Here is a 24,037-nt window from a genome sequence, read left to right on the forward strand (position 1 = left end):
AGCCAAATCGGGTTTGACAACCGTTTTTTTTCGTGGGTTAGCCGGTGGCTGGCCCACACTAGCCTGGAGTACTTGTTGGCCTAATGCAGTCCAAACCTGGGTAAACTGTTGTTCGAAGGCGAGAAAGGTTGGCTGTNGCTGAATGGCGTCTAGTTGGTCGTATTGAGCGTCAATCAGCGCATGGAGTTCTTCACGAGTCATAGTAGTGCACAGAAAAGGGGTACAGATTATACAATGTAACTATTTGCGGGTACTTTTGAAATGCACCCTATTTTCTTTCTTATACCAAAAGAAAAATAGAAGCCCCATCGCGATAGTAAAAACTACGTCTAAAGTCAGTAAAGAAACATTTAATTTTTCAACTAAGAGATCAGTTAACAAAGTCCCTTCAATGCTCATCATCACAATTAATGACCAATAGGAAGGGGGAAAATACTTTTTTTGTCTAAAATTCCAAACAGTAACTAAAATGGTAATTACACCCATTAAAATTGCCGTATTTGTTAAACCAAATTTCAAGTTTATCGAAACATAGTCAGCCGCTGTTTCACCCACTGTCGTTGAAAATATTTTGATAATCCAAAACAATACACCTAAACTGGCTACTCTATTTATTAATTGCTTTTCCATAATATAATCTCATTTAATTATTAAGTTTTCTTTGTTGCAGGTTGGCTAGTACGGCTCGTGTCGAATTACTCCGGCGCACCGGGTTTGACAGGAGCTAACGGTAACGCCCCCTTCGTTTGACGTGTCAAACGAAGGGGGCGTTTAACAAAAGTAATGACAGTTCTCTGGCAGAAATTTGAACTTCACTAATCGCTATGATTAAACGAAGCCATCTTGACATTGACCACAACCATCACTGGGATTAGACCAATCATCGAGCGAACTTTCAGCGTCGTCAGGATACTGTCTCCCAATGCTGTCTGCGCTAGCCGGGTCAAAATTTCTCTTTAACCACTTTCACCTCTTTTTTAGCCTGGTCTTTCAGTAGTTTACCTTCGCCTTTCACCATTGCCTTCCGGTCTGCTTTAAGGGCGGATTTGTCACCGGTCATTTTATCGGCTTTGCGGGCTGCCTTGTTCATTTTCATATTGGCCTTATCGGCAGTCACCTGCGTTTTGGCTTCAGCAACGGCCGCTTTCTACTTCATCCATCCTGCGCCTGCGCATTGGACGTGATGGTCATAAACGCCAGGGCAATGCCGACCATAATTAGTGTCTTTTTCATCGTCGTTGGGTCTCTTTTTGTGAGTGAATTTGCGCCCTGATGTAAAAACACGGGGCAGTTGCTTTTGTTGGTAAGTGATTGATTAAAAATAGATTAAACCAAGTTAGTTAGCCGCCAGATACGCTTCGGCTTCGTCGCGCAGCAGGGAGTACTCGGCCATCTCGATGACTTTTTTGTAGTACGTCTGGGCCGCTTCTTTCTGGTCCCGCTGCCCGGCTACCTGCGCCAGCACCTGGTTGGCGTAGGCCAGCATCAGTTCGTCTTTCGTGTTGGTTCTCAGTAGGGCCGAAGCCCCCGCCTGAGCTGGTGCCAGCTGGCCCGTCAGCTCTACATTGACAACCCGGCCATCACCCTCCAGGCTACCGATCCGGGCAATCTGTCGGCCAGCACGGGCTTTGTGCTGACGGTCAGTGCGGCCAGTTCGCAGACGGTGAGTCCCCCGCCCTCAACGAGCTTTGCCATCACGGGGGTGCAGACGCTCAGTTGCGTGGTGGTCAGCAATGGCCAGCGCCGGGTAAGCTTTACCCCCCGGTACGCGGGCCTGACGGGCCAGCCGGTGAGCTTCTCGGTGGTCAATGAGCTAGCACCCACTACTCAGCCGGGTCCGTATAGTCTGAACCTGTACACCGACAATCCACTCATCACCCTGAAAGCCAGTCAGCAGGGCACGGTCGGTGAAGCCAGTTTCAGCTACGCCTGGCTACAGGCCTGCGGGAGTGCCGGTACCCGGCAGGCGGCCCCTGAGGCAACACCCCTGCGGGTGGTGGTGCTGGGCAACCCTGTCAGCCAGGCTCAGGTGTGGGTGGAAGTGCAGGGGGTGCCCGGGCAGACGGTGCAGCTGCGGGTCAGTGATGGGCAGGGCTACCCGGTGAGCACCCAGAGCCATCGGGTAGCGACGGGTGCCGACCGGTTCTGGGTACCGATTGGCACCAGTGCGAGCCAGTATTACCTGCGGGTGAGCACCGAAAGCCAGCACCAGACGGTCAGGCTTGTGAAGCAGTAAGGCTCGGTGAGCCCATAGTAAGCGGAAGGTCCATCCCAAAGCCAAAGCTTAGTCCAGCCCCTCAGCCCCAGACGGAGCGGAGGGGCTGGTTTATCACCGGGGCTGCCTTTTTTCAGAAATGACAGCCCTGGTAATGATATTCATCAGTATAGACGCCTGTTTAACGTGAATAGGGGATTAGATCAGGACTTATTTTGCCCCTACAGGACCGGGGCCATTCACGTTAATCAATAAAAAAGCGAGCATTTACTTTCGGCGTAGTACCAGAAAAATCAGAGCCAGACCGACCAATGGAATCAGGGGGTCAAGCAGTGAACCGCCGGAGCCGAAGGTCAGATTAATCAGGGCGATCAGTATGCCCCCCACTGCCCAGGAAATACTGGTGGGAACGGACCAGGTCATGATCTGCTGGTTCACCGCCACAATGCCCATCATGCGATTGACCACCCAGAAAAGACTGTCGTTGAAATAACTGAAAAACATCGATCCCATTACGGCGGACTGAGCCGCAAACAGCATATTCATGCCCGGCACCTTTGTAAGAATAGGGGCGGTGATGGAGGCCGCCGTAATCATGGCTACCGTGCCGGAGCCCTGAATCAGCCGGATAACGGTAGCTACCAGAAATGGAATCATGAGGGGCGAAAACGGAAGCCGGGCAATTTGGGCCGCCAGTTGGGTGCCCGTGCCCGTTTCCCGAACCACAAAGCCCAGCGCCCCGCCCGCCCCCGTTACCATCAGAATAATGCCTGCCGATTGGAGTCCTTCTTCCAGTCGCGCCGAGGTCTGATGCCGGTCGAGGTAAGGAACAAGGGTGTAAACGGCCAGTAAGGTGCTGATGCAAAGAGCAATGATAGGGGTTCCAACAAATAGAATCACCTGCAATAATCCGTACCATATTGATCCATCAGCACTTGCTGCCAGCGGGAATAAGGTAAGCAGGGCTTTGGTGAAAATCAGCAGAATAGGTACTACGATGGGCGCCAGCGAGCGCGTTAACGTCGGCAGAGGGCGGGCGGCCTTTTCAGTGATGTAGGTGTCCTCGATTGCTTTGAGGGGTTCGTCGGTGGGCGTTTCGGCGGAAGAGCCAGGATGCTTTTTGCCGAGCCACTGGGCATAGAGTACGAACGCAATGGTGCAGGGGATCGCTAACAGCATGCCCATCACCATCATGGCACCCACATCCACGCCAAACAGGCCCGCTACCCCCAGCGGACCGGGGGTGGGCGGCACCATCGTATGCGTAACGACCAGACCCCCAGCCAGAGCAACGCCCATTGTCACCACGGGGCGGTGGCTTTTTTTGGATAGTGCTTTGGCAACGGGAAATAGAATAACAAAGGCGGAGTCGGCGAAGATAGGGATGCTGACGAAATAACCGGTCATGGCCAGCGCCCACGCTTCTTTGCGGGCACCCAGCCAGTTGATGAACGAATAGGCGATCTGCTCGGCGGCCCCCGACACTTCCAGAATCCGGCCCATCATAACTCCCAGCCCGATAATGATACCGATGGTGCCAAGCGTAGCCCCGAACCCTTTGGTAATGGCGTCGAGGGTTGCGTTTACCGACAGGCCACCCGTTAGCCCGGCTATACAGGCCGCCGTGATCATGGCAATCAGCGGGTGCACTCTGGTGCGTAAAACCAGGAGAATAAGCACAAAAACGGCAACGGCAAGCCCAAGGATAGGAACAGACAGGTGGGGCATCAGGCAGTTTTGTGGTTATCGGCAATGAATTGGGTAATGAACTGATCGAACTGACCATCGATCCCGAAACCAAACTGCAACGCCCGGCTATTGTCAATAACGCCCGGCCAGCTGCTGACAATGGCATCAATCGCCGGGTCGGGGTTGAACCGAACACGGTCCCGCGCTTCTTTTCCGGCAATCCGTTCGAGGGAGTCCAGCATCTGCTGCACCGTGACGCTAACACCCGGCAGGTTTATGGTGCGCCAGCCGCCGAAGTCGGAGCCGGGTAGTGTAGCTGCTTTAAGAATATTCCGGATAATGGTATCCGGGCTCGACAGCCACAGTGCCAGGTCTGGCGACACGGGGCAAATGGCTGGCTCACCCCGGAGCGGCTCCCGGATAATGCTGCTCACGAAGGAGGAAGCCGCCTGATTCGGTCGACCGGGTCGAACGCAGACGGTGGGCAGGCGCAGCACCCGTCCATCAACGAAGTTTTTACGGCTGTAGTCATTGACCAGCAGTTCGCCCATGGCTTTCTGGGTGCCATACGACGAGCGGGGTGTAACGGCGGTAGTATCATCGACCACGGCGGGCAGCGTACCACCGTAGACGGCCAGGGAACTGGCAAACACGAACCGAATGCCCGGGTGCTGGTGGCGGCAGGCTTCCAGCAGTTGCCGGGTAACGTCCAGATTCACCGCCCAGCCCAGATCAAACTCTTTCTCGGCCTGGCTGCTCACGATGGCGGCCAGATGGAAAATAAGTCCGGTCCGGGCCGTAATGAGCTGTTGAGCCGTCCCCGCTGTCGAGAGGTCTGCTTCTTGGCAGGTCACCCGCTCATCCTGACCCGGACGGGACGGCATTACCTGGTCTACCAGCAGGAGTTCATCAAACGCTATCGAACTGTTCAGCAGGGCTTTGGCCAGTCGCTGGCCCAGAAAACCCGCTCCCCCCGTAATGATTACTTGCATAGTCGTAAATCCCGCCATAAGTAGGCAGGTCTGTATCGGTTCTCTTACCTCAAATGGCCCTGTGACGTCCTGATTGAAAGAAACAGGATCGGGACTCCAGAACCAATAGACTCGAATAGCGCTTATTTACTCATTCCCGACGATAGTTTACACGCCCATGTACGTGAACGTTACCCAGAAAATGGGTCAGTTACCCTCCGACTACGCAGAAGACCTGCTGGCTTCCATTCGCCAGGAATTTATTCGCAGTAACAAAACCATTGTAGTTCTTGATGATGACCCAACCGGAACCCAGACCTGCCAGGACGTAACCGTGCTGACCAACTGGCGGGTGGCGCTTATTACCGACGAACTGAAAAAGAAACCGGCTATCCTGTTCATCCTGACCAACTCGCGCAGCCTGCCGGAGCCGGAAGCGGTGGCCCTGACGCGGGAAGTTGGCCGTAACCTGAACGAAGCGGCCATTGCCAGCGGCCGGGAGCTTGTCGTGATCAGCCGCAGCGATTCTACCCTGCGGGGGCATTTTCCGGCGGAGGTGGACGCCATTGCCCAAACACTGAACCGGCCAGATGCCGTTGTGGTGCTGGTGCCCGCCTTTCTTGAAGGGGCGCGCTATACGATCGGCGATGTGCATTATCTGGTTGAGAACGAGGTGCTGGTGCCGGTGTCGGAAACGCCCTTTGCCCGCGACGTGGTGTTTGGCTACCGGCATGCGAATCTGAAGCAGTGGGTCGAGGAAAAAACGGGCGGGCGGGTTCGGGCCAGCGATGTGCAGTCAATTTCACTGGAAACCATTCGAATTGGTGGCCCGAAGGCGGTCAGCGAAACGTTGATGGCCTGTTCTCCGGGTTCGGTCTGCGTGGTCAATGCGGCCAGTTACCGCGATCTGGAGGTCGTGGTTATGGGGCTTATGCAGGCAGAAAAGGCGGGGAAATTATTTCTGTATCGTAGTTCAGCCACGCTGGTACCCATCCGCGCCGGGATGCTTTCCGGTCAGCTTTTTATCCCCCCGACAGAAAATACCGGGCCGGTAACGGGTTACCTCGTTGTGGTGGGCTCCCACGTACCCAAAACTACGGGTCAGCTCAACTGGCTGCTGACTACGGGAACCGGGAAAAGTATAGAGGTGAACGTTGGCGAACTGCTGAACACCAACGACCGGGCTGGACAGGCCGCTACCATCAGCCAGCAGGTAGATACCTGGCTGGCTGATGGCGAAAACGTGGTGATTCACACCAGCCGCAAACAGGAAGTGGGTGCCGATGCGGCCGGTAGCCTGACGATCAACGCGCAGGTATCTGACTTCCTCGTCAGCATCTTAAGCGGGCTAACCATCCGGCCCAAATTCATCGTCGCCAAAGGCGGCATCACATCCAGTGACCTGGCCACCGGGGGCCTTTCGGCCGAAAAAGCGGAGGTACTAGGGGCCGTCATTCCCGGCGTACCAGTCTGGCAGATGGATGCCAACAGTAAGTTTCCGGGCATCTGCTACGTGGTGTTTCCGGGCAACGTTGGCGACGAAACGGCACTGGCCGAGGTGTGCCGGACAATGAATCAGTAAAACCCTGGCACCGGGCTGCTGGGTGGCTCCGGGGCGCTATTATGCTGCACTCTTACGGATCAAGCGTTATCAGGCGGGTTTCTCACCGGCAATAACCCAGCAGGCCGTGGCTACCGTTCTGGCCAATGCCCGATACGGGTTACACCTGCGCCGACTGCGGTAAAGTAACTACCTGCGCTACCAGTAGCACCCACTTGCCGGCCGGCACGCGATCAGCGTGCCGCGTGCCGGCTTTACCTTATGGGTTGAAACCGATTCAGGATCAATGCGCTGGAATTGTTAGGATTACCCGTCATGTACACGCAGCCGATGCGGTCCGTGAGCCGTATGGGCTTTGATGCGGGGCCGGCATTTCTCGATCTGACGTACCACTGTGGTTTCAGTAATGCAGTTAGCGGAACGGGCTTTGACGGGTCGCAGCGCCGGATCGCGAGCGCCAGCGTTGGCGTCAAATTCTAGTAGTGCATTTTTGCCATATGGATCATATTATAACCGAAAATCAGAATGGTTAAAAACATTGTTGGCCATTACCCTGTTAAGGGGGGTGTAATCTCGATTACAACTTTTTTTTGTGCAACTCAACGAAAAAACAAAAAATGATCAAAACTCAGGTTTCACTACTGGCAGTCTATCTGCTGGGTGCTGGTCTGGCAACTGCCCAGACTACCACCAATTCATCGTCAACTACCACGACGAGCACTGCGTACGGCACAACGCCAACCACCACTACCGACAGTTCAACTGCATCGGGTATGTCTAACAGCAATGCTACGATGGGTACCGGCAAAACAAACAGCATGGGCACCACAACCAACAGCATGGCTTCGCCATCATATGGCACGACGACGACCACCACAACGACGACGAGCAACAACACCCCCTCTACCACTGGTGATGTTAGCACGGGCAAAGCCAATGACCGGGCCTGGGGTAAAGACGGAAAATTCGGTGTTTATGCCGGGGTGAACTTCTCGCGCTTCGTCAACGAACCCATTCCTGATGGTGCGTTCCGGGCGGGTTATCAGGTTGGTATTTACGGCCGGTCAGCGGGTACCATCTTTGGCCAACTGGGTGTGGAGTATCGTACTTCCACCTCGAATTTAGTACGAAACGGCACTGGCCAAAGCACACAGCCGGCAGGTGAAATACGGGGCCAGATAGATCAGCAATTTGTGGCCATTCCTGCCTTCGTCGGTGTGCGTATCGGTAGCGCCCTTGGTCTTCGCTTACAGGCAGGTGCCGAGTTGTCAGCGTTAATACGCCACCCAAACAACAAGTTTGGCATTAATAACGATGATATCCGCCGAACTATCCTGGGTGGCTTACTTGGTGCGGGTGTCAACCTCGGGCCACTAACGCTCGATGCGGTATACAACTACGGTTTACAGAACGTATTCGAAGGCGCGGATACCAAGCGTCGCCTTATCGCGGTGAACCTGGGCTTCCGTTTCTAATCTGTTTTGTACATAAAAGAGGCCGCCTTCCAACGAAGGCGGCCTCTTTTGGTAAGGAGACGCGTAGAGCGGCCGCTGGTCCGGGTTTCGTTGTGCGTTCGCATGTGGCCATCGAAAAGAATGTTCGGGCGCTTTTGCCCAATCCAAGGCGGTGCTATGAAGGTAAACAATGCCAGTTTAGTTACGGGCCTGATCATAGGTGATACACCGTTTCCAAGTAATTGTTCCGGGGAACTCGAGGAGATGTTTGAGCGCAATAAAGGTGGCAAGATTCCTGCTATTTGCACTGAAGAACTAAACTTGCAGTCAGAGATCGCCGGCTTATTCTGATGATTATGTGGTTGCTACCTGGATTCTGCGCAGGTTTTGTCCTGGGCCGGGCGGGTAGTTATGAGCCGGGGGAAACAGACACAGTAAAGGTGATAAAGCAGAAGCTGGCCAATTCTGAAACGGATAGGCTACCTATATAACCTCGTAATTTCGTTCAATCAATTAAACTACTATCGGCTCAAAGCAGATAGATATGGTTTCGGCTGAAGCCGGCCAAAGGGAGTCGATGCTTGTAAAGCCATGCACGAAGCCCTTCGATAGAATAGTATGGCTTTCCAGGCTCATGGGCAAAAAGTTAAACAGGGTCGCCTGAGCAGTCTTCGCATGAAGGCGAGGAATTTTCCCCAGAGTGATACATCGCCCGGAACCCGTTAACCTAAATCGGCGGTCGCACCATGAACTCATTTTACGTAGTTTCTATTCCTTGATGGCCTTGGTTGGCAGGCTAACAACGGTAGTTTTTAGTAGCGGACTCCGCCGAACCCAGGAGTACAATTCAACGGATTGATTGGCTTACAATCCTGGCAACCGCAATACCTCCAACACGCGCCGTTGGGATTAGGTATCGTATTCCTGCACCAACTTAAAACACGTAGCCCGCCATTCTTCGGAAATACTATCCAGCAACTACGTTAGCATAAGGGACTAGCTTTAGGCGATGTCTAAAAAACCAAAATTCACTGATTATCAGAACAGGGCAAGGATAAAGCCGGGAGCTTTTCCTTTATGGTAAAACGTCTGTTATCGATTTACCTAAACCTTGTAGTTCAATGAAAAACAAAGCTGGTCAAGATTCCCGTCGCGAATTTCTGGTGAAGGCAGCCACGGCCGCAATGGCTGCTCCGCTCTTACTAAGTGCATCAGCACAGGCTTCTGGCTCTGCCTCCAAACTCAGGCATGCTTGTATCGGCGTAGGCGGTATGGGATGGGGAGACCTGAACCAGTTTAAAAAACACCCGAAGGTAGACATTGTGGCTCTCTGCGACGTGGACGAAAATAACCTGAAACGGGCAGCCGAGCTCGTACCCGGCGCCCGGACGTATACCGACTGGCGGGAAATGCTCCGGGTAGAAGCGAACGCCATTGATTCGGTAAATGTAACCGTGCCCGATCACAATCACTTTCCCATTGCTTATCAGGCTATCCGGCTTAAAAAGCATGTGTACTGTCAAAAACCAATGTGCCATGATGTGGCCGAAGTGCGGGAGCTTACCAAAGCGGCCGTGAAAGCTGGCGTAACCACGCAACTAGGTACACAGGTAGCTGCTACCCTTGGCGACAGAACCGCCGTACAATGGATCAGGCAGGGTATTATCGGTAAAGTAACGCATGCCTATTTATGTTCGAACCGACCCGGAGCGGTGGCAAAGTATAGGCTCGTGGGGCCTCGCCCGGCTCAGGGTCAGGAGGTTCCGGCGCATTTGCACTGGGATCAGTGGATTGGCACTGCTCCTGTCCGGCCCTATGCACCCGATATCTATCATCCTGCCATCTGGCGCACCTGGCAGGACTTCGGTACGGGCTGGTCGGGGGATATTGGCTGCCATATTTTTGACGCCGTCTGGAAAGGCCTGGGCATGAAAGCTCCGCTGTCGGTACAGGCCGAAGTACAAAAATCATGGAAAGAGTCTACCGAACGCCGGGCCGATACGTGGCCACAAGGCAATCATATAAGCTGGGTATTTCCGGGAAACGAACTAACCGAGTCCGGTACCTTACCGGTAGAGTGGTTCGACGGGGAGTTTTATCCGCCCCAGGAAATCAGGGATTTATTTACCCAGGGGGAATACCCGGCCGAATCGGCCATGCTGGTTGGTACCGAAGGTGCGTTGCTGATTCCCCATCAAAAGATGCCCGTGATAATCCCGACGGGTAACGTGAAAGCGTATAATACCCCTGTGTTAGAAGAGCGAAACCATTACCATCATTTTGTGGATGCCTGCCTGGGCGGTGAAAAAACAGAATCTCATTTTGCTCAGTCGGGTCCGATGACAGAGGCCGTTTTGCTGGGTACCGTGGCGATACGGGTACCGGGCCAACTGCTGAAATGGGATTCCGCCCAGATGAAGTTTTCCAACTATCCGGCGGCTGATAAGTACCTGCGTCGTGCTTACCGTAAGGGTTGGGAAGTGAAGGGCGTATAGGGCTTTCTTAAAAAAACTTGAGGGAGCTTCCAGGTAGACAAATTCAACTCTTTAGTTGAAGAGCGCAGCTTTGGAAAAGCACATCGCTCAATCCGGGAAAGCAGGGAAATTGGATACCTTGACCCATCAAACAGAATACTAGTGGCATTTTAACCTACTTCTTATGGTCTGCAAATTTGAAACCTGCACTATACAAATCAGGAAAACACGTTGGTTATCAAGCCTTTTACATACATTGCTACTGTTGGTACCAATCAGCACCACACTGGCTCAACAACCAACTTCCACCACACCCCCGCCCAGGAGGGTTAGCCCATTTACTCAACCAGACCCCATTGATTTCAACGACCACCAGGGATACGTATCGCTATTCAACGGAAAAGACCTCAAGCAATGGGACGGAAATCCCAAATTCTGGCGCGTTGAGAATGGGGTTATCGTAGGTGAATCGACGCCCGAAAATCCGAGTGGCAACAGCTATATCGCGTATCGGGGTATGGAAGCCAAAGATTTTACCTTAAAATTTGAAATTAAAGTAGAAGGCGACGGCGGCAGCGGTATGCAGTACCGAAGCCGGACAGGGCTTCCCTGGCTGGCACCCATTTCGCCAAAAGTGACCGCCAACGTAGGCCCGGTCAATCTGAACTGGATGATGACGGGCCCCCAGGCCGATTTCTGGCCCAGTCAGCCGTGGACCGGACAATTTTACTCCGAAAACACGCCCATGCGAATTCTGGCCTGGCGGGGACAGGTGGTCGAAGGATTTGGTAATCAGCGAAAGCGCCTGATGGGCATTATTGGCGACCGGGATACCCTGGCAAGCCAGCATATTAAACCCAATGACTGGAACCAATATACCGTGATTGCCCGGGGTGGCACCTTCATTCATATTTTGAATGGTCAACTGATGGCCGTTATGATCGACGATGATCCAACTTCTTCCAACAATCAGACAGGCCAGATTGGCATTGAAATCGAAGCCACTACCAAAGTTTCGGTACGGAATATCTGGCTAAAAAAGCTTAACTAAGCCTTTAGGTGCTATAAAAATGGCTGGAGTAACCCTTGTTAAGCGGCAACGGCAGCCACTCTCCTGAGATGATGCAGGAGGGCCTATACTGTAAAGTGGAAGAGTTGGTCCAAAAGCGGTGTTTTTCGCAGGAGCAGCGGGGCATCATAAAAACCAGACTGGTGCTCTTTTCGCCGTTCGATTAGACCAAACCAGCTGGCAAACTGCTCTACAAACCGCCACCGGTACACCCGTTCAAATTCGAGTGAGTAACCTGGTAATCGGCCCAATGCAATCGGCTCTCGCAGGTGAGGAAAGGCCGTTAGTAATTTAGTCGCATAAAAATCGGTGTCCCGCCACTGGGTTCCGTAGCGATGAACCAGATAGAGCGAATAAGCCCAGCCAAAATGCCCGGCATCGGTAGGGGTGTCATCCAGATAAGCCCAGTTGAAGCGCAGGGTATACTCCTGGAGCACCTGCCGAACGTGTACCGCTCGCTCCTTGCTCAGAGCCTGTTGACCCAATTTCGTTAAGGAGAACGCATTCTGTCGTTTTTTGACGTAGGGACTCAGCGACAGACAGGCTTTCAACGCCTGAAGAAAGCGCACGTTGTCCTCACAGATCTTTTTGGTAATTCCCCGTTCGATGTCGTCTTGTACCAAAAGCTTCCGCTCATAGAGGCTTCGGCAGAGAGCCAGCGGCAAGTTTCCTTTCGGGGTGAGTTTGATGAGGGAGTCCGTGCGTAAGTGCTGGTACAGGCTCTCCATCAAGACAAAGAAAGGAATCTGATCCAGCAGCGAATCTGTCTGATCATCCCGTAGATGTAGGACCGACCCCGTTCCCCAGGGATCATGTAGCAAGGTATGCATTTGCTCCGGGGAAAGCCCCTCAAAATCAGGATGAGGCTGCTGATTGCGCGCCTGGGTGAAGGCGGCCATTTTCCGATTCACCTCCTCCAGCGAGAGCTGGCCGCTGGTGACTTCGGGATGAGCCCTGATGAAGGCTTGCCAGATCTCTTGAGCGACTCCCATACACTAAAATGCTAAACCAATTGATGCGTAAAGGTAAAAAAAATCGAAAACCGAGTCATTTATGGGATAGCAAAATCCACGTGGAGGTGCGTTTTGGTTTTGTAATAGTATCACACTTAGATCGCAGATTCAAGTGTGATACTATTATAATTGAGGTTGAAAGGGTTGATTTAATGTGTTCGTTGGGGGTAAAATAGTTCAATCGCTCCGGCGCCGGTTCTTGCGGGGGACGGTCATTGATGCGCTCCTGTCAGGTCTTCACTGCACGGGCGACCCTGAGTTTGGCAACTGCTGCAAACTCATCTGTTGTATTTCATTTTAGAATCGACAATCTACTATCTGAATCAAATAATTTCCTGGCACTTTACAACACGAGCCATTCGGTAAGGCATTTATAACTATTTGACGGTGCAGCCGTTTTAAACAGGTACTCTCGTATATGAATGACAGATTCTCAGGAAAACGGCACTGTGCGTATGGAAACGTTCAGCGACGGCGTTTTTGCGATTGATATTACCCTGCTTACCTTTCAGTTAAAGTCGCCCAGTCCGGGCGATGCGGCTTCCAGCTATACACTGGCCATGTCCCTGCTGCACCAATGGCCCAGCTACATCGCTTACTTTGTCAGTTTTACCACCATTTTTATCATATGGCTCAATCACCATCGGATGTATAATGTTATCCAGCGAAGCGATGTCCCGTTTATGTTTTACAACGGGTTGTTGCTGCTGCTGGTCAGTATTGTCCCCTTCACTACGTCCCTGATGGCCGATTATATAAATACCCCGGCCCATCGTATTTCGTCCATCCTGTATATGGCCCTGTTTTCGGGCATATCCTGGACATTACTTCGGATGTGGACTTATTCCACCGATAATTACCGACTGCTCAAACGCCCGGCGGCCGATGTCCTTGTCGATTCGGTCCGGACTAATCTTATCATCAGCACATCGGTCTACGCATTAGCTGCGGTGCTGAGTTTTTTTGTACCATTTCTGGGCATTTTGACTGGTTTGGTTATGGTTTTTCACTTATCCCGTCTAAAGTTTCACCGGGACAAAGTAGTTTAGACTAGTGTATCATTATGGTTTTTCGTTATTCCGCCCGTTTTCTTTTGATTGGTTTAGTCGCTGGATGGTTCAGTGCCTGTACAGGTTTTGGCCCAACGGCTAACCTGTTCCGGCCCAACTCCCCGCACGAACAGTATAGTCAGTCGCTGAAGACAGCAAAACTCGACCAGACAGCCCTCGGCTCCGACTGGCTGGCAGCTGGCGAACGGGCCACCCGCGACTCGCTGACCCTTTCAGTCCCTTATCGGGAGAGTGGCTATTTTTCGGCCAGCAAGGTATTTGCCGCTGGTTATCGGCTGGAAGCACAGCGGGGAGACCGTTTACTGGTAAAAGTGGAGACGCAGGGACAGAAGGCCATTCAGGTTTTTATTGACGTTTTTGTGCTGGAAGATCGTAACCGAATCAGTTTGGTTGCCACGGCCAAAGCCGATACGAACGTGCTCACCTGGGAACCCCGCAAAAACCAGACGTACCTCATTCGTATCCAGCCCGAATTATTACGCAGCGGCAGTTACACCATCGACATTACCCGCGAACCCGCGCTGGCTTTTCCGGTACAGGGCAAGACCAGCAAACAAATCGACAGTTACTTTGGCGCAAACCGCGATGGCGGCCGTCGTAAGCACGAAGGCGTAGATATTTTTGCCCCTAGAGGGACCCCGGCTATAGCGTCAGCGTCTGGGGTGGTTTCGGGCGTTGGGACGAACAGATTGGGCGGTAATGTGGCCTTTGTGACGGATAATGAGCATAATGTCCGTATCTATTACGCCCACCTCGACCGCTGGAACGTAACGAATGGTCAGCGGGTAACCGTTGGCGATACGGTTGGCTTTATCGGGAACACAGGCAATGCCCGCACTACGGGACCGCACCTTCATTACGGCATTTACGATTTTGGCGGAGGGGCTGTCAATCCGCTGCCATTTATCCGGCTGGGGCGTGGGCCAGCCCGGCAGCCTTTGTTGCCAGCATCGCGACTGGGCGATTCAATACGGGTAGCTACGGCCACCACGCCTATCCGGCTCTCCCCGAGTAGTAAAAGTTCTGTATTGCGGAACCTGCCTAAAGCGACGGCGCTGACCACGATGGGTGGAACGGAAACCTGGCTACGGGTCGAGTTGCCCGATGGTCTGATTGGTTATGTAGCCAGCCAGACCGTGGAGCCGGTAAAACGTCCGCTCAGAAAGTTGATCCTTGTCGACACCGGTACGCTGCTGGATGAGGCTACCAGCCGGGCTGCTACCATAAAAACATTACCGACAGGAACAAAGGTAGATGTACTGGCCACCACTGGTTCTTTTCAACTGGTACGCGGCAACGGGGGACAAACGGGCTGGTTATCGGTAAACGAAGCCGCCGACAGGGCATCAGAGACGGGTTCAGTAAAGTAGCCTGCCGATTTTCCGATAGAGGTCGCTCACCACTTGTCGGTGGAGGAAGCCGCATGGACGGGCTTCTTACCGGATTGAGCTGAGGACGGTTGAATATCCCAGGAATGATCGACCGGGGCGATGGCCTGAAGCGTGTCGCAGTCTTCCAGTTTTTCCTGCAATTCCACAATGGTATGTTCCTGCTGCGTCAGGTTTCGTTGTAAATCAATCGTAACGTCCTCCAGCCGCTGATGACGGTTATAAGCCACACCCAGCAATGCAGTTATACCCAATAGCAGTACGAATACCGCTATCATTAGCGTATAGACAATACCTCGATTTATAGTTGACATGGGTTAGATTACTGTAGGCAAAGTAACAAAAAGGTAGGCCCATAAAAAAACCTGCTTTCACACGAAAGCAGGTTTTTTTATTTTACAGGCCAGATTCCTTTTAGCGGGCCGCACCGTAATCCTGGCCGGCACTTTCAGGGAACTGCTTCATGATGGCCGCCACTGTTTCGCGGAAGGCCTGATCCCGATCCCGTTCTTTGTTCTTATTATTGATCTGACCCGTTGCCCAACCCTGCCAGACAATGTCGTTGGTACGGGCATCTATTACATTGATAACAACGCGGTTTTCTTCATATTGCCGGGAGTAGACGCCATTGTTCATCCCCCCGTACCACCACGAATAAGGCGAATACATATTGTTTGACTGAATCTGCTGTTTGTCTTTCGAGTCCATAAAGAACCGAACGACCAGATCCGCTTCCCCCTGCGTTACGGGCTTGTAGCCACGCTCTTTGAGCGACAGGTCGAGTGCGTCCGCAATCCGGCGCTGATTCAGGTTGCTACCCACAATGGGATCGGCGTTGCGTTGTCGATCGGCTTCGATGCGATAGGTCGAAAACTGCCGTACGTTTACTTTCGGATCATAGTCGTACTTGACCGTAATGGCCGGAGCGCAGGACGCCAGCGTACCGGCGACGAACAAACTGGTGATTATGTGGTTGATTTTCATGTATTTTGAGTCATTAACGTTTTCGAATTGATTAATAAACGATGGAAAATGACCATTCGTATATTGTACGTTAATAACTAAAAACACCCCCTATTCGTTCCTGAACGCTGTGTAAGCAGCTAGCTGACAGCGTAGTACAAACTACTGATTATCAACACAAAAGTACGCCATTAAGGTTTTTTAACAGAACGAGGTTCCCCTATAGGAACGAGATAAAAAAGAAGCCACCGCTCAGCTGAGCGGTGGCTTCTTTTTTACAGGATACCTGGTCAATCTAGGCACTGGCCAGTGCCTCAGCACCACCCACAATTTCGAGAATTTCGGTTGTAATTGCGGCTTGACGGGTTCGGTTGTAGACCAGCCGAAGTTCTTTCAGCAATTCACCCGCATTTTCAGTCGCCTTGTCCATGGCTGTCATCCGGGCACCGTGTTCCGATGCGTTTGAATCCAGCACGGCTTTGTACAATTGAATCTTTATTGTTTTCGGGATCAGTTCCGTAACGATCTCTTCTTCCGATGGCTCAAAGATATAGTTGGTTGCTACCGCCGGAACACTGCCAGCGGGGGCTTTCGTGGCCACGATGGGCAACATCTGCTCGGTCCGTACAATTTGTACCGCTGCATTTCGGAATTCATTATAGATCACCTCGACTACATCGTAGCGACCCGCAACGAACCCTTCCATTGCTTCTTCAGCCGCTGCCCGCACGGCCGCAAAATTCAGCGTACCGAAGACATCGACGTGCGCTGTATTGACCTTAAAGCCACGACGGTTAAAGGCCTCTCCTCCTTTCTTACCAATGGCCATTATTTCTACATTGCCCGAACGGGCCTGCGACGCATACTTTTCTTCGATCAATGCCAACGCACCTTTCACCGCGTTCGTGTTGAAAGCACCACAGAGACCCCGGTCGGAGGTAACCACGATGAGCAGAGCACGCTGCACAGCACGCTCTTGCTTATATAGGCTTTCGGAGGCTACTTCTGCCCCGGCAGAAACGGTTCCAAGCATCTGCCGTAGCTTTTGCGCATAAGGCCGTAACTGGGTAATGTTATCCTGTGCCCGGCGCAACTTGGCGGCCGCCACCATTTTCATGGCTTTGGTAATCTGCTGAGTCGAGTTGATGGAGGCAATCCGGGCACGTACTTCTTTTAATGAGGCCATTTGTGTGAAGTATTAGGAGTGAGGAGCGAGGAGCGAGGAGGGCTACCGCCGACGGTATTACCGCCGAATGGCTCTCACTCCTCACTACTCGCTCCTGATACTCCTGAGAACTAATATTTAGCGGACAGATCAGCGGCTACTTTCTTCAGAGTGGCCGTACCGTCATCGGTTAGTTTACCGGCGCGCAACTCGGCCAGCACCTGTGGGTGCTGAGCACTCAGCATCATCGAAAACTCCGTTTCAAATTCTTTTACCTTATTAACCGGCACCTTATCGAGTAACCCGTTCGTAGACGCGTAGATGATAGCCACCTGCTGTTCGACCGGAACCGGCGAATACTGCGGCTGCTTCAACATCTCCTGGTTCCGCCGACCCCGTTCGATAGTCAGCTTGGTCGACGCATCGAGGTCAGAGCCAAACTTGGCGAAGGCCTCCAGTTCGCGGAACTGAGCCTGGTCCAGTTTGAGCGTACCCGCCACTTTCTTCATGGATTTAATCTGGGCATTACCACCCACGCGCGATACCGAGATACCCACGTTGATAGCGGGACGGATACCAGCGTTGAACAGGTTCGACTCCAGAAAGATCTGGCCATCCGTAATCGAGATTACGTTGGTCGGGATATAAGCCGATACGTCACCTGCCTGCGTTTCAATGATGGGCAGCGCCGTTAATGAACCACCCCCTTTCACCTTACCGATTAGAGACGGGGGCAGATCGTTCATGTTTTGGGCAATTTCGTCGTTCTGGCTGATTTTGGCAGCCCGCTCCAGCAAACGGCTGTGCAGGTAGAAGACGTCGCCCGGATACGCTTCACGACCCGGTGGCCGACGCAGCAGCAGGGACACCTCCCGGTAAGCTACTGCCTGCTTAGACAGATCATCGTACACAACCAGCGCCGGACGGCCTGTGTCGCGGAAGTACTCACCAATGGCTGCGCCCGTGAACGGGGCAAAGAACTGCATCGGCGATGGATCAGAGGCACTGGCTGCTACAACAACCGTGTAGTCCATGGCACCGGCCTTGCGCAGGGTTTGCTCCACCTGCTTCACGGTCGATGCTTTCTGACCGCAGGCAACGTAGATACAGAATACAGGCTCACCCTTGTCGAAAAACTCTTTCTGGTTAATGATTGTGTCGATAGCCACGGCGGTTTTACCCGTCTGCCGGTCACCGATGATCAACTCACGCTGACCACGCCCGATGGGGATCATGGCGTCAATCGCTTTGATACCGGTTTGAAGGGGTTCCGTTACCGGCTGGCGATAGATTACGCCGGGCGCTTTCCGCTCCAGCGGCATCCGGAACAATTCTCCCTGAATGGGCCCCATGCCATCAATTGGCAGGCCGAGGGTGTTAACCACCCGACCCAGAATACCATCACCCACGTTAACGTAGGCAATCTGGTCGGTGCGTTTTACGATGTCGCCCTCTTTGATTTCAGAGTAATCGCCAAGCAATACTGCTCCAACGTTATCTTCTTCAAGGTTCAGTGCCATAGCCTGAAGCCCATTTTCGAACGATAGCAATTCGCCGGCCTGCACCTTCGAGAGGCCGTAGATACGCGCTACGCCATCGCCGATTTGCAGCACCGTACCGACTTCTTCGAGTTCAGCTTCGGTTTGTGTTCCCGCCAGTTGCTGGCGGAGGATAGCTGATATCTCGTCGGGTCTTACGGATTCCATATGTATAATGAAATTTTAATGTTGATTTTTCGGGCGCAAAGGTACGATGAAAACTTGACAAAAGTGCGACAAAACGCAGAATTAGTGGCTGAATAGTAGACTTTTCCAATATCAGTTGCTGGTCATATACACCACTAAACAGGCCGCTTAAACCGTTTGTATAAATTAGCCAGAATTTTGACTCGCCAGAATTGATATACGCCAATCTTTCCACTACATTTATTTTTCTTATCATAGACAAAATTCGGCTTTAGGACCAACTACGTTCACTAACTATTTTTCTACGAATAAGTCAACGCTTAAACTTTTACCCTATTCATTCGCGTTTCATAGGGAATAAAGCTCAGTTTACTTACACCCGTTTCATTTTACGCATGAAGTTTAATCAATGGATGCTGACCGGTATAGTGTCAGCAATTTTTATCGCTGGTACAGCGACCGCACAGGTAAAAAAAGCACCCGCTAAAAAACCCGTTTCCCCCAAACTGGTAACGACCGCCAAACCGGCCACATCGGTCGTGAACTTATCCTCTACTCAGGATTCGGTCAGTTACAGTATTGGGGTTTTTATGGCGCAGAATTTGAAGCAACAGGGTATTACCGAGCTCAATGACGCCTTGCTGATGCGCGGTCTGGAAGATGCCCTGAAGGATAAAATGCCTCTGCTGACACAGGAGCAGTGTGGTCAGGTTATGAATAGTTTTATGCAGAAGCAGATGGCCGTCCGCAATGCGGAAGGGATGAAAGCTTCGGCCGAGAATAAAAAAGCAGGTAGTGCCTTTCTGGCCGAAAACAAAGCTAAAACCGGCGTTTTTACTACTTCCAGTGGTTTGCAGTATCTGGTTGAAAAGGAAGGCACAGGGGCTAAGCCAACCGCTACAGATCGCGTTCGAGTGCATTACACGGGTCGTTTGCTGGATGGCAAAGTGTTCGATAGTTCAGTAGAACGCGGCCAACCCGCCGAGTTCGGGGTTAATGAAGTTATTAAAGGGTGGACGGAAGCACTTCAGCTAATGCCTGTCGGCTCGAAATGGAAATTATACATTCCCTCCGAACTTGCCTACGGCGACCGGGGGGCCGGGGCCGACATTAAGCCGGGCTCAACCCTGGTTTTCGATGTCGAGTTACTCGACCTTGTCAAGCCAGCGCAGGCAGAACCAGCAGCCGATAAGGCAGGGCCGCAACCGGTTAAATCGACCCCTCCAGGCGAGAAGAAAAACGAGTAATCAGTAAAAGTGTCTAGGTAATTGCAGGGAGCAGGCACTTTCAGTTAGTTAATTAACCTGTCAATTACTTCCGTTAATCGCAGTATACGATGAAAAAATACTTAGTGACACTCTTACCCGTGCTGTTACTCAGCTTTCAGCCGGACTCCTCCCCGAGTAGAACGCCTGGGGGCGTTCCGTCCTCTACGGCAACCTCTGCCACGTATGCTGCGGACGATCTCAAGCCAACGATCTCCCAGGAGCGCGTCGAACAGCTGGTTGCCAAACTACTGACCACCTATCATTACCGCAAAGTGCGGCTTAACGATTCGTTATCATCAGTGGTGTGGGACAATTACCTGAAAGACATCGACGGGAATAAAACCTACCTGCTGGCATCGGACGTAGCGGCTTTCGAGAAATACCGGTACCAGATCGACGATGCGCTGGTAAACGGGGATCTGACAGCGGCTTATGATCTGTATAACGTATTTCGTAAACGGTATAAGGAGCGCAGCGAGTTTATTAAAGAGCAGATAAAAAAGCCGTTTACATTTACCGAAGACGAAACGTTCAATACGGATCGGCAGAAGGCAGCGTGGCCCAAAACGGTAGAAGAGCAAAACGACCTGTGGCGTAAAATCCTGAAGAATCAGGAATTGGAGTTAAAGCTGGGGAATCGGAAAGACAGTGTTGTGCTGGCTACCATGAATCAGCGGTACACCAATCTGGACAAAGCATACGGCCGGGTCAAAAGTGCCGATGTGTTCCAGATTTACATGAACTCCTTTGCCGAAGCCCTCGACCCGCACACCAACTATTTTTCCCCAACCAATGCAGATCGTTTCAATCAGGAAATGAGTCAGTCGCTGGAAGGTATCGGGGCTATGTTGCAGGAGGATGGTGAGTACATCAAAATAACGAAAGTACTCCCCGGTGGTCCGGCGTTCAAAAGCAATGCACTCAAAGAAAACGATAAGATTGCCGGGGTAGCTCAGGGTGACAACGGTGCCATGGTCAACACCATGAACTGGCAGGTAGACGAAGTAGTGAAACTCATCAAAGGTCCCAAAGGGACGGTGGTTCGGCTACAGGTCGTTTCGCCGGATGCTCTGGCCAGTGCTCCTCCCAAGGAAATCCGTATGGTGCGCGAGAAAATAAAGCTGGAAGATCAGCGGGCAAAAAAAGAAGTGATTGAGGTAACGGACAACGGCAAGCGGTTCAAAATTGGCGTTATCAATATCCCCATGTTTTACCGCGATTTTGAAGGTGCCCGCAAACACGAAAAAGAATTCAGCAGCACCACCAGCGATGTAAAGAAATTCATTGACTCGCTAAAAATCGAGAAGGTAGACGGTATCGTGATCGACCTGCGCGACAACGGGGGTGGCTCACTCACAGAAGCCATCGACCTGACGGGGTTATTCATTCCCAAAGGACCGGTGGTGCAGGTGAAAGAATCGACCGGCGAAACGGAAGTGTATGCCGACTCTGATCCCACCGTTGCCTACGAAGGGCCAATGGCTATTCTGGTTAACCGGTTTAGCGCATCGGCTTCGGAGATTTTTGCAGCCGCCATTCAGGACTACAAACGGGGTGTTATTGTGGGTGGTCAAACCTTTGGTAAGGGCACCGTGCAAACCCTGATTGACCTGAACAAGTGGCTGTCCAGAGATGCGGATAAGAGCAACAAAGACAACGAGAAAGTTGGCGAGTTGAAAATGACTATCCAGAAGTTCTACCGTATCAATGGCAGCAGCACCCAGCACAAAGGCGTAACACCCGATGTAGAGTTCCCATCGGCTTTTTCGGCCGAAGAATACGGTGAAAGTTCGCAGCCAAGCGCGCTTCCCTGGGATCAGATCAATTCGGCCCGCTATGATCAGTCACGCGATCTGAACGATAAAATAGTAACCCGCCTGCGCGACCGCTTCGATCAGCGGCTCAAGTCGGACCCCGAACTGAAACAACTGGCGCAGGATCTGGTCGATTTCAAAAAAGCCAAGTCCAACACAGTGGTATCATTACAGGAATCAAAGCGCCGGAAAGAACGCGAGGAAGCCGAACGGAAACGGGCGGCTGCCAACAAGGTATCCCAGGCATCGGACCCGGATGATGAAACGGGAGAAGCAACACCCGCAACGACTACTAAGCCTAAGAAGAAGAAAGACCTGTATCTGAACGAAGCAGGGCTAGTACTGGCCGACTACATTCTGGCGCTTAAATAACCAGCGGTTGTTTCAGCCTTAGATTAATTCATTAACAAAACCCCATGCAACAATCCGTTACATGGGGTTTTACTTATCTCACAGACCAACTGTATCCATGTGGTATTTTCTGATTAAGCAGCGTACGCTCGAAAAAAATCAATTTCAGGTTTTGCAAAAACAGGCATCGGTCACTGAGATAGAGCCTTTCAGTGAACCCCATGAAAACTGGTACGTCTTTTCCGTCGAAAAAGAAACATATCAGGCTTTTATGGATTACCTCGATACGGATGGTATCATTTATTCGCTGGTTTCCAGCCGGCCTACCCGCGCTGAATTACTGGCCGAAATGAATTAGTCTATCCTTGTGGGACAATCAACTTTACTGACTCATTTTCGGCGGGTAATTGTAATCGGCTAATCAACCGAAAAAACCGCCATGTCAGCAGAACGGCGGCAATGGTTAGTCCACTCAGCAAACCAATCCACACGCCAATAGCATCCATTTTTAACGGAAATGCCAGTACGTAACTCAACGGTAACGCTACCACCCAGTACGAAAACAGCGTAATCAGTGTCGGTACATTTACGTCGGATATGCCCCGCAGGCCGCCCAGTGCCACCACCTGAATACCATCGGACAGTTGAAAGAAGCCCGCAACGATAACCAGTGAAGCCGCAATCGTCATAACGGCCGGGTTATCCCGAATGTACAGGGTTACCAGCCACTCATTAGCCGTCAGGAACAGCACCGCCATGACACCCATGAAACTGATCGACAGCAAAAAAGCCGCTACGCCTGCCCGCCATGCCCCTGTTCGACTTTGTTGCCCGATGGCCGCACTAACCCGTATAGCAGCCGCCGACGAGATACCCGTTGCCATCATATAGGTGACAGAAGCCATATTAATGGCAATTTGATGAGCCGCCAGCCGGTCTTCGCCCAGCCAGCCGACAATAACGACTGCCAGGGAGAAAGTGGCCACTTCGAAGAAAAACGTCAGGCCACCAGGAATACCCAGCCGCAGAATTTCCCAGGCTTCCTGCCGTGTCGTTAACGAGCGAAAAGCGTTGATCAGGTACGGTTTAAACCGCCCGGACCGGTAAATGTAGAGCAGCATGGCAACCGCCATGAAGACGCGTGAGAGTAGCGTAGCCAAAGCCGATCCCTGCAAACCCAACGCCGGAAAGGGACCGGCACCGGTGATCAGCACGTAATTAAATCCGGCATTGATAAAAAGGGCCGACAGGGTAATAGCCATCGCTACCCGTGGGAAACGTAATCCATCGCAAAGTTGACGGGCTGCCACAAAAATTAGCAGTGGTAACAAAGACCCGCTCAGAACCAGCATAAAATCGCGGGCCAGCCGCGCCACTTCCGGTGTTTGCCCAAACAGGTCGAAGTTAAAAGCCAGTAGTACAGAAAGGCCGCCCAGCCCAAAGCTCATCAATATACTAACCCGAAGCCCCGCCCGGAATAAGCGGTTAATACCAGCCGGGTCGTTCTGATTATGCGCTTTGGATACCAGTGCGGCTACCACCGTCAGCCCGCCAACGCCAATACTCGACATCAGGAATGATAACGAATTGGCTAGTCCGGCGGCTCCGAGCGGCACGGCCCCCAGCAACCGCCCCACAAACAGGTTGTCCGTAACACCCATTAATACTACCCCTAGCTGTGCAATAATAATGGGCACACTCAACCGAATGGTGTCCCTCAGTTCGGGACGGTAATTAACAACCAGAGAACGCAGCGAAGGGGTCATAAGCTCAATAATGATCGGGGACAAAAATAGTACATTCTCATCAGGGCTTTGTGCCTTTGCCCGATATCCCCGGCCTGGGTTCTTTGCCCCTCGCTCCTTTCTTCGTACTTTTGCTTTCTAT

At 52.1% G+C, this 24,037-nt stretch carries 22 protein-coding genes; 10 read left to right on the forward strand and 12 right to left on the reverse strand.

Annotated features, from left to right (window positions below; translation table 11 throughout):
- Nucleotides 1-240 precede the first annotated feature (240 nt).
- The 4 genes from B157_RS0119940 to B157_RS38415 all read right to left on the reverse strand — a co-directional run bounded on the left by B157_RS0119940 (nucleotide 241) and on the right by B157_RS38415 (nucleotide 1,486).
- The gene (locus B157_RS0119940; RefSeq protein WP_020605072.1) at nucleotides 241-630 is read right to left on the reverse strand and encodes a COG4705 family protein; all 390 of its coding nucleotides are present in this window, start codon (nucleotides 628-630) and stop codon (nucleotides 241-243) included.
- Between the two features lie 313 nt (nucleotides 631-943).
- Entirely contained in the window at nucleotides 944-1,117 is a 174-nt protein-coding gene (locus B157_RS38410) for a hypothetical protein (protein ID WP_020605073.1), read from the reverse strand.
- A gap of 35 nt (nucleotides 1,118-1,152) precedes the next feature.
- Nucleotides 1,153-1,284 (reverse strand): hypothetical protein, encoded by a 132-nt coding sequence (locus B157_RS40125; protein ID WP_281168492.1) that lies wholly within the window; start codon nucleotides 1,282-1,284, stop codon nucleotides 1,153-1,155.
- A 52-nt stretch (nucleotides 1,285-1,336) separates the two neighbouring features.
- Entirely contained in the window at nucleotides 1,337-1,486 is a 150-nt protein-coding gene (locus tag B157_RS38415; protein WP_020605074.1) for a hypothetical protein, read from the reverse strand.
- 144 nt (nucleotides 1,487-1,630) lie between these two features.
- Between B157_RS38415 and B157_RS0119960 the strand changes: the two genes are divergently transcribed.
- Nucleotides 1,631-2,236, forward strand: coding sequence for a hypothetical protein (locus tag B157_RS0119960; RefSeq protein ID WP_020605075.1), 606 nt, complete (start codon nucleotides 1,631-1,633; stop codon nucleotides 2,234-2,236).
- 246 nt (nucleotides 2,237-2,482) lie between these two features.
- Here the strand turns inward: B157_RS0119960 and B157_RS0119965 are convergent, their stop codons facing one another.
- Both B157_RS0119965 and denD read right to left on the reverse strand, forming a co-directional pair.
- Nucleotides 2,483-3,943, reverse strand: coding sequence for a GntP family permease (locus tag B157_RS0119965; protein WP_020605076.1), 1,461 nt, complete (start codon nucleotides 3,941-3,943; stop codon nucleotides 2,483-2,485).
- Nucleotides 3,943-4,896 (reverse strand): D-erythronate dehydrogenase, encoded by a 954-nt coding sequence (gene denD, locus B157_RS0119970; protein WP_026308823.1) that lies wholly within the window; start codon nucleotides 4,894-4,896, stop codon nucleotides 3,943-3,945. Before denD ends, B157_RS0119965 begins: the two co-directional genes overlap by 1 nt.
- A gap of 157 nt (nucleotides 4,897-5,053) precedes the next feature.
- On the opposite strand from denD, the gene B157_RS0119975 reads away from it, so the two are divergent.
- The 4 genes from B157_RS0119975 (at nucleotide 5,054) to B157_RS0120015 (ending at nucleotide 11,415) form a co-directional block, all read left to right on the forward strand.
- The gene (locus B157_RS0119975) at nucleotides 5,054-6,457 is read left to right on the forward strand and encodes a four-carbon acid sugar kinase family protein (RefSeq protein ID WP_020605078.1); all 1,404 of its coding nucleotides are present in this window, start codon (nucleotides 5,054-5,056) and stop codon (nucleotides 6,455-6,457) included.
- A gap of 596 nt (nucleotides 6,458-7,053) precedes the next feature.
- Nucleotides 7,054-7,911: an outer membrane beta-barrel protein gene (locus tag B157_RS0119990; protein ID WP_020605081.1), complete on the forward strand. Its 858-nt coding sequence runs from the start codon at nucleotides 7,054-7,056 to the stop codon at nucleotides 7,909-7,911.
- 1,100 nt (nucleotides 7,912-9,011) lie between these two features.
- Nucleotides 9,012-10,385, forward strand: a complete 1,374-nt coding sequence (locus B157_RS0120010) for a Gfo/Idh/MocA family protein (protein ID WP_020605084.1) — start codon at nucleotides 9,012-9,014, stop codon at nucleotides 10,383-10,385.
- Between the two features lie 235 nt (nucleotides 10,386-10,620).
- Nucleotides 10,621-11,415 (forward strand): 3-keto-disaccharide hydrolase, encoded by a 795-nt coding sequence (locus B157_RS0120015; protein ID WP_020605085.1) that lies wholly within the window; start codon nucleotides 10,621-10,623, stop codon nucleotides 11,413-11,415.
- A gap of 83 nt (nucleotides 11,416-11,498) precedes the next feature.
- Here B157_RS0120015 and B157_RS0120020 read toward each other — a convergent pair whose 3' ends face one another.
- Nucleotides 11,499-12,425: a hypothetical protein gene (locus B157_RS0120020; protein ID WP_020605086.1), complete on the reverse strand. Its 927-nt coding sequence runs from the start codon at nucleotides 12,423-12,425 to the stop codon at nucleotides 11,499-11,501.
- Between the two features lie 476 nt (nucleotides 12,426-12,901).
- Here B157_RS0120020 and B157_RS0120025 point away from each other — a divergent pair, with 476 nt between their 5' ends.
- Nucleotides 12,902-13,495, forward strand: coding sequence for a TMEM175 family protein (locus B157_RS0120025; RefSeq protein ID WP_157618514.1), 594 nt, complete (start codon nucleotides 12,902-12,904; stop codon nucleotides 13,493-13,495).
- Nucleotides 13,496-13,509: 14 nt separating this feature from the next.
- Nucleotides 13,510-14,886 (forward strand): M23 family metallopeptidase, encoded by a 1,377-nt coding sequence (locus tag B157_RS0120030; protein WP_020605088.1) that lies wholly within the window; start codon nucleotides 13,510-13,512, stop codon nucleotides 14,884-14,886.
- Nucleotides 14,887-14,912: 26 nt separating this feature from the next.
- On the opposite strand, the gene B157_RS0120035 is transcribed toward B157_RS0120030, so the two are convergent.
- The 4 genes from B157_RS0120035 to atpA all read right to left on the reverse strand — a co-directional run bounded on the left by B157_RS0120035 (nucleotide 14,913) and on the right by atpA (nucleotide 18,738).
- Entirely contained in the window at nucleotides 14,913-15,218 is a 306-nt protein-coding gene (locus B157_RS0120035; RefSeq protein ID WP_026308825.1) for a hypothetical protein, read from the reverse strand.
- Nucleotides 15,219-15,318: 100 nt separating this feature from the next.
- Nucleotides 15,319-15,888, reverse strand: coding sequence for a DUF4136 domain-containing protein (locus tag B157_RS0120040; RefSeq protein ID WP_026308826.1), 570 nt, complete (start codon nucleotides 15,886-15,888; stop codon nucleotides 15,319-15,321).
- A 274-nt stretch (nucleotides 15,889-16,162) separates the two neighbouring features.
- Nucleotides 16,163-17,053, reverse strand: a complete 891-nt coding sequence (gene atpG, locus B157_RS0120045; RefSeq protein WP_020605091.1) for an ATP synthase F1 subunit gamma — start codon at nucleotides 17,051-17,053, stop codon at nucleotides 16,163-16,165.
- 110 nt (nucleotides 17,054-17,163) lie between these two features.
- The gene (gene atpA, locus B157_RS0120050) at nucleotides 17,164-18,738 is read right to left on the reverse strand and encodes a F0F1 ATP synthase subunit alpha (RefSeq protein ID WP_020605092.1); all 1,575 of its coding nucleotides are present in this window, start codon (nucleotides 18,736-18,738) and stop codon (nucleotides 17,164-17,166) included.
- Nucleotides 18,739-19,130: 392 nt separating this feature from the next.
- On the opposite strand from atpA, the gene bamJ reads away from it, so the two are divergent.
- The 3 genes from bamJ (at nucleotide 19,131) to B157_RS0120065 (ending at nucleotide 22,508) form a co-directional block, all read left to right on the forward strand.
- The gene (bamJ, locus tag B157_RS0120055; protein ID WP_020605093.1) at nucleotides 19,131-19,964 is read left to right on the forward strand and encodes a BamJ family beta-barrel-assembly machinery protein; all 834 of its coding nucleotides are present in this window, start codon (nucleotides 19,131-19,133) and stop codon (nucleotides 19,962-19,964) included.
- An 89-nt stretch (nucleotides 19,965-20,053) separates the two neighbouring features.
- Complete coding sequence (locus tag B157_RS0120060) at nucleotides 20,054-22,171, forward strand: carboxy terminal-processing peptidase (protein WP_020605094.1); 2,118 nt, start codon at nucleotides 20,054-20,056, stop codon at nucleotides 22,169-22,171.
- 97 nt (nucleotides 22,172-22,268) lie between these two features.
- Nucleotides 22,269-22,508 carry a hypothetical protein gene (locus tag B157_RS0120065; RefSeq protein WP_020605095.1) on the forward strand — a complete coding sequence of 80 codons (240 nt, stop codon included), beginning with the start codon at nucleotides 22,269-22,271 and terminating at the stop codon, nucleotides 22,506-22,508.
- 1 nt (nucleotide 22,509) lies between these two features.
- On the opposite strand, the gene B157_RS0120070 is transcribed toward B157_RS0120065, so the two are convergent.
- Nucleotides 22,510-23,916: an MATE family efflux transporter gene (locus B157_RS0120070; RefSeq protein WP_020605096.1), complete on the reverse strand. Its 1,407-nt coding sequence runs from the start codon at nucleotides 23,914-23,916 to the stop codon at nucleotides 22,510-22,512.
- Between the last annotated feature and the right edge of the window lie 121 nt (nucleotides 23,917-24,037).

Origin of the sequence: Spirosoma spitsbergense DSM 19989 (genome assembly GCF_000374085.1) — a bacterium.
In the GTDB taxonomy this organism is placed as follows: domain Bacteria; phylum Bacteroidota; class Bacteroidia; order Cytophagales; family Spirosomataceae; genus Spirosoma; species Spirosoma spitsbergense.

Coding starts and splice junctions, on each gene's coding strand:
- atpG (WP_020605091.1), bottom strand. CDS start 17,053: ATGGCCTCATTAAAAGAAGTACGTGCCCGGATTGCCTCCATCAACTCG.
- B157_RS0120025 (WP_157618514.1), top strand. CDS start 12,902: ATGGAAACGTTCAGCGACGGCGTTTTTGCGATTGATATTACCCTGCTT.
- B157_RS0120070 (WP_020605096.1), bottom strand. CDS start 23,916: ATGACCCCTTCGCTGCGTTCTCTGGTTGTTAATTACCGTCCCGAACTG.
- bamJ (WP_020605093.1), top strand. CDS start 19,131: ATGCTGACCGGTATAGTGTCAGCAATTTTTATCGCTGGTACAGCGACC.
- B157_RS0120020 (WP_020605086.1), bottom strand. CDS start 12,425: ATGGGAGTCGCTCAAGAGATCTGGCAAGCCTTCATCAGGGCTCATCCC.
- B157_RS0120040 (WP_026308826.1), bottom strand. CDS start 15,888: ATGAAAATCAACCACATAATCACCAGTTTGTTCGTCGCCGGTACGCTG.
- B157_RS0120030 (WP_020605088.1), top strand. CDS start 13,510: ATGGTTTTTCGTTATTCCGCCCGTTTTCTTTTGATTGGTTTAGTCGCT.
- B157_RS0120035 (WP_026308825.1), bottom strand. CDS start 15,218: ATGTCAACTATAAATCGAGGTATTGTCTATACGCTAATGATAGCGGTA.
- B157_RS0120060 (WP_020605094.1), top strand. CDS start 20,054: ATGAAAAAATACTTAGTGACACTCTTACCCGTGCTGTTACTCAGCTTT.
- B157_RS38415 (WP_020605074.1), bottom strand. CDS start 1,486: ATGCTGGCCTACGCCAACCAGGTGCTGGCGCAGGTAGCCGGGCAGCGG.
- B157_RS0119975 (WP_020605078.1), top strand. CDS start 5,054: ATGTACGTGAACGTTACCCAGAAAATGGGTCAGTTACCCTCCGACTAC.
- B157_RS0119965 (WP_020605076.1), bottom strand. CDS start 3,943: ATGCCCCACCTGTCTGTTCCTATCCTTGGGCTTGCCGTTGCCGTTTTT.
- B157_RS0119990 (WP_020605081.1), top strand. CDS start 7,054: ATGATCAAAACTCAGGTTTCACTACTGGCAGTCTATCTGCTGGGTGCT.
- B157_RS0120010 (WP_020605084.1), top strand. CDS start 9,012: ATGAAAAACAAAGCTGGTCAAGATTCCCGTCGCGAATTTCTGGTGAAG.
- B157_RS0120065 (WP_020605095.1), top strand. CDS start 22,269: ATGTGGTATTTTCTGATTAAGCAGCGTACGCTCGAAAAAAATCAATTT.
- denD (WP_026308823.1), bottom strand. CDS start 4,896: ATGCAAGTAATCATTACGGGGGGAGCGGGTTTTCTGGGCCAGCGACTG.
- B157_RS0119940 (WP_020605072.1), bottom strand. CDS start 630: ATGGAAAAGCAATTAATAAATAGAGTAGCCAGTTTAGGTGTATTGTTT.
- atpA (WP_020605092.1), bottom strand. CDS start 18,738: ATGGAATCCGTAAGACCCGACGAGATATCAGCTATCCTCCGCCAGCAA.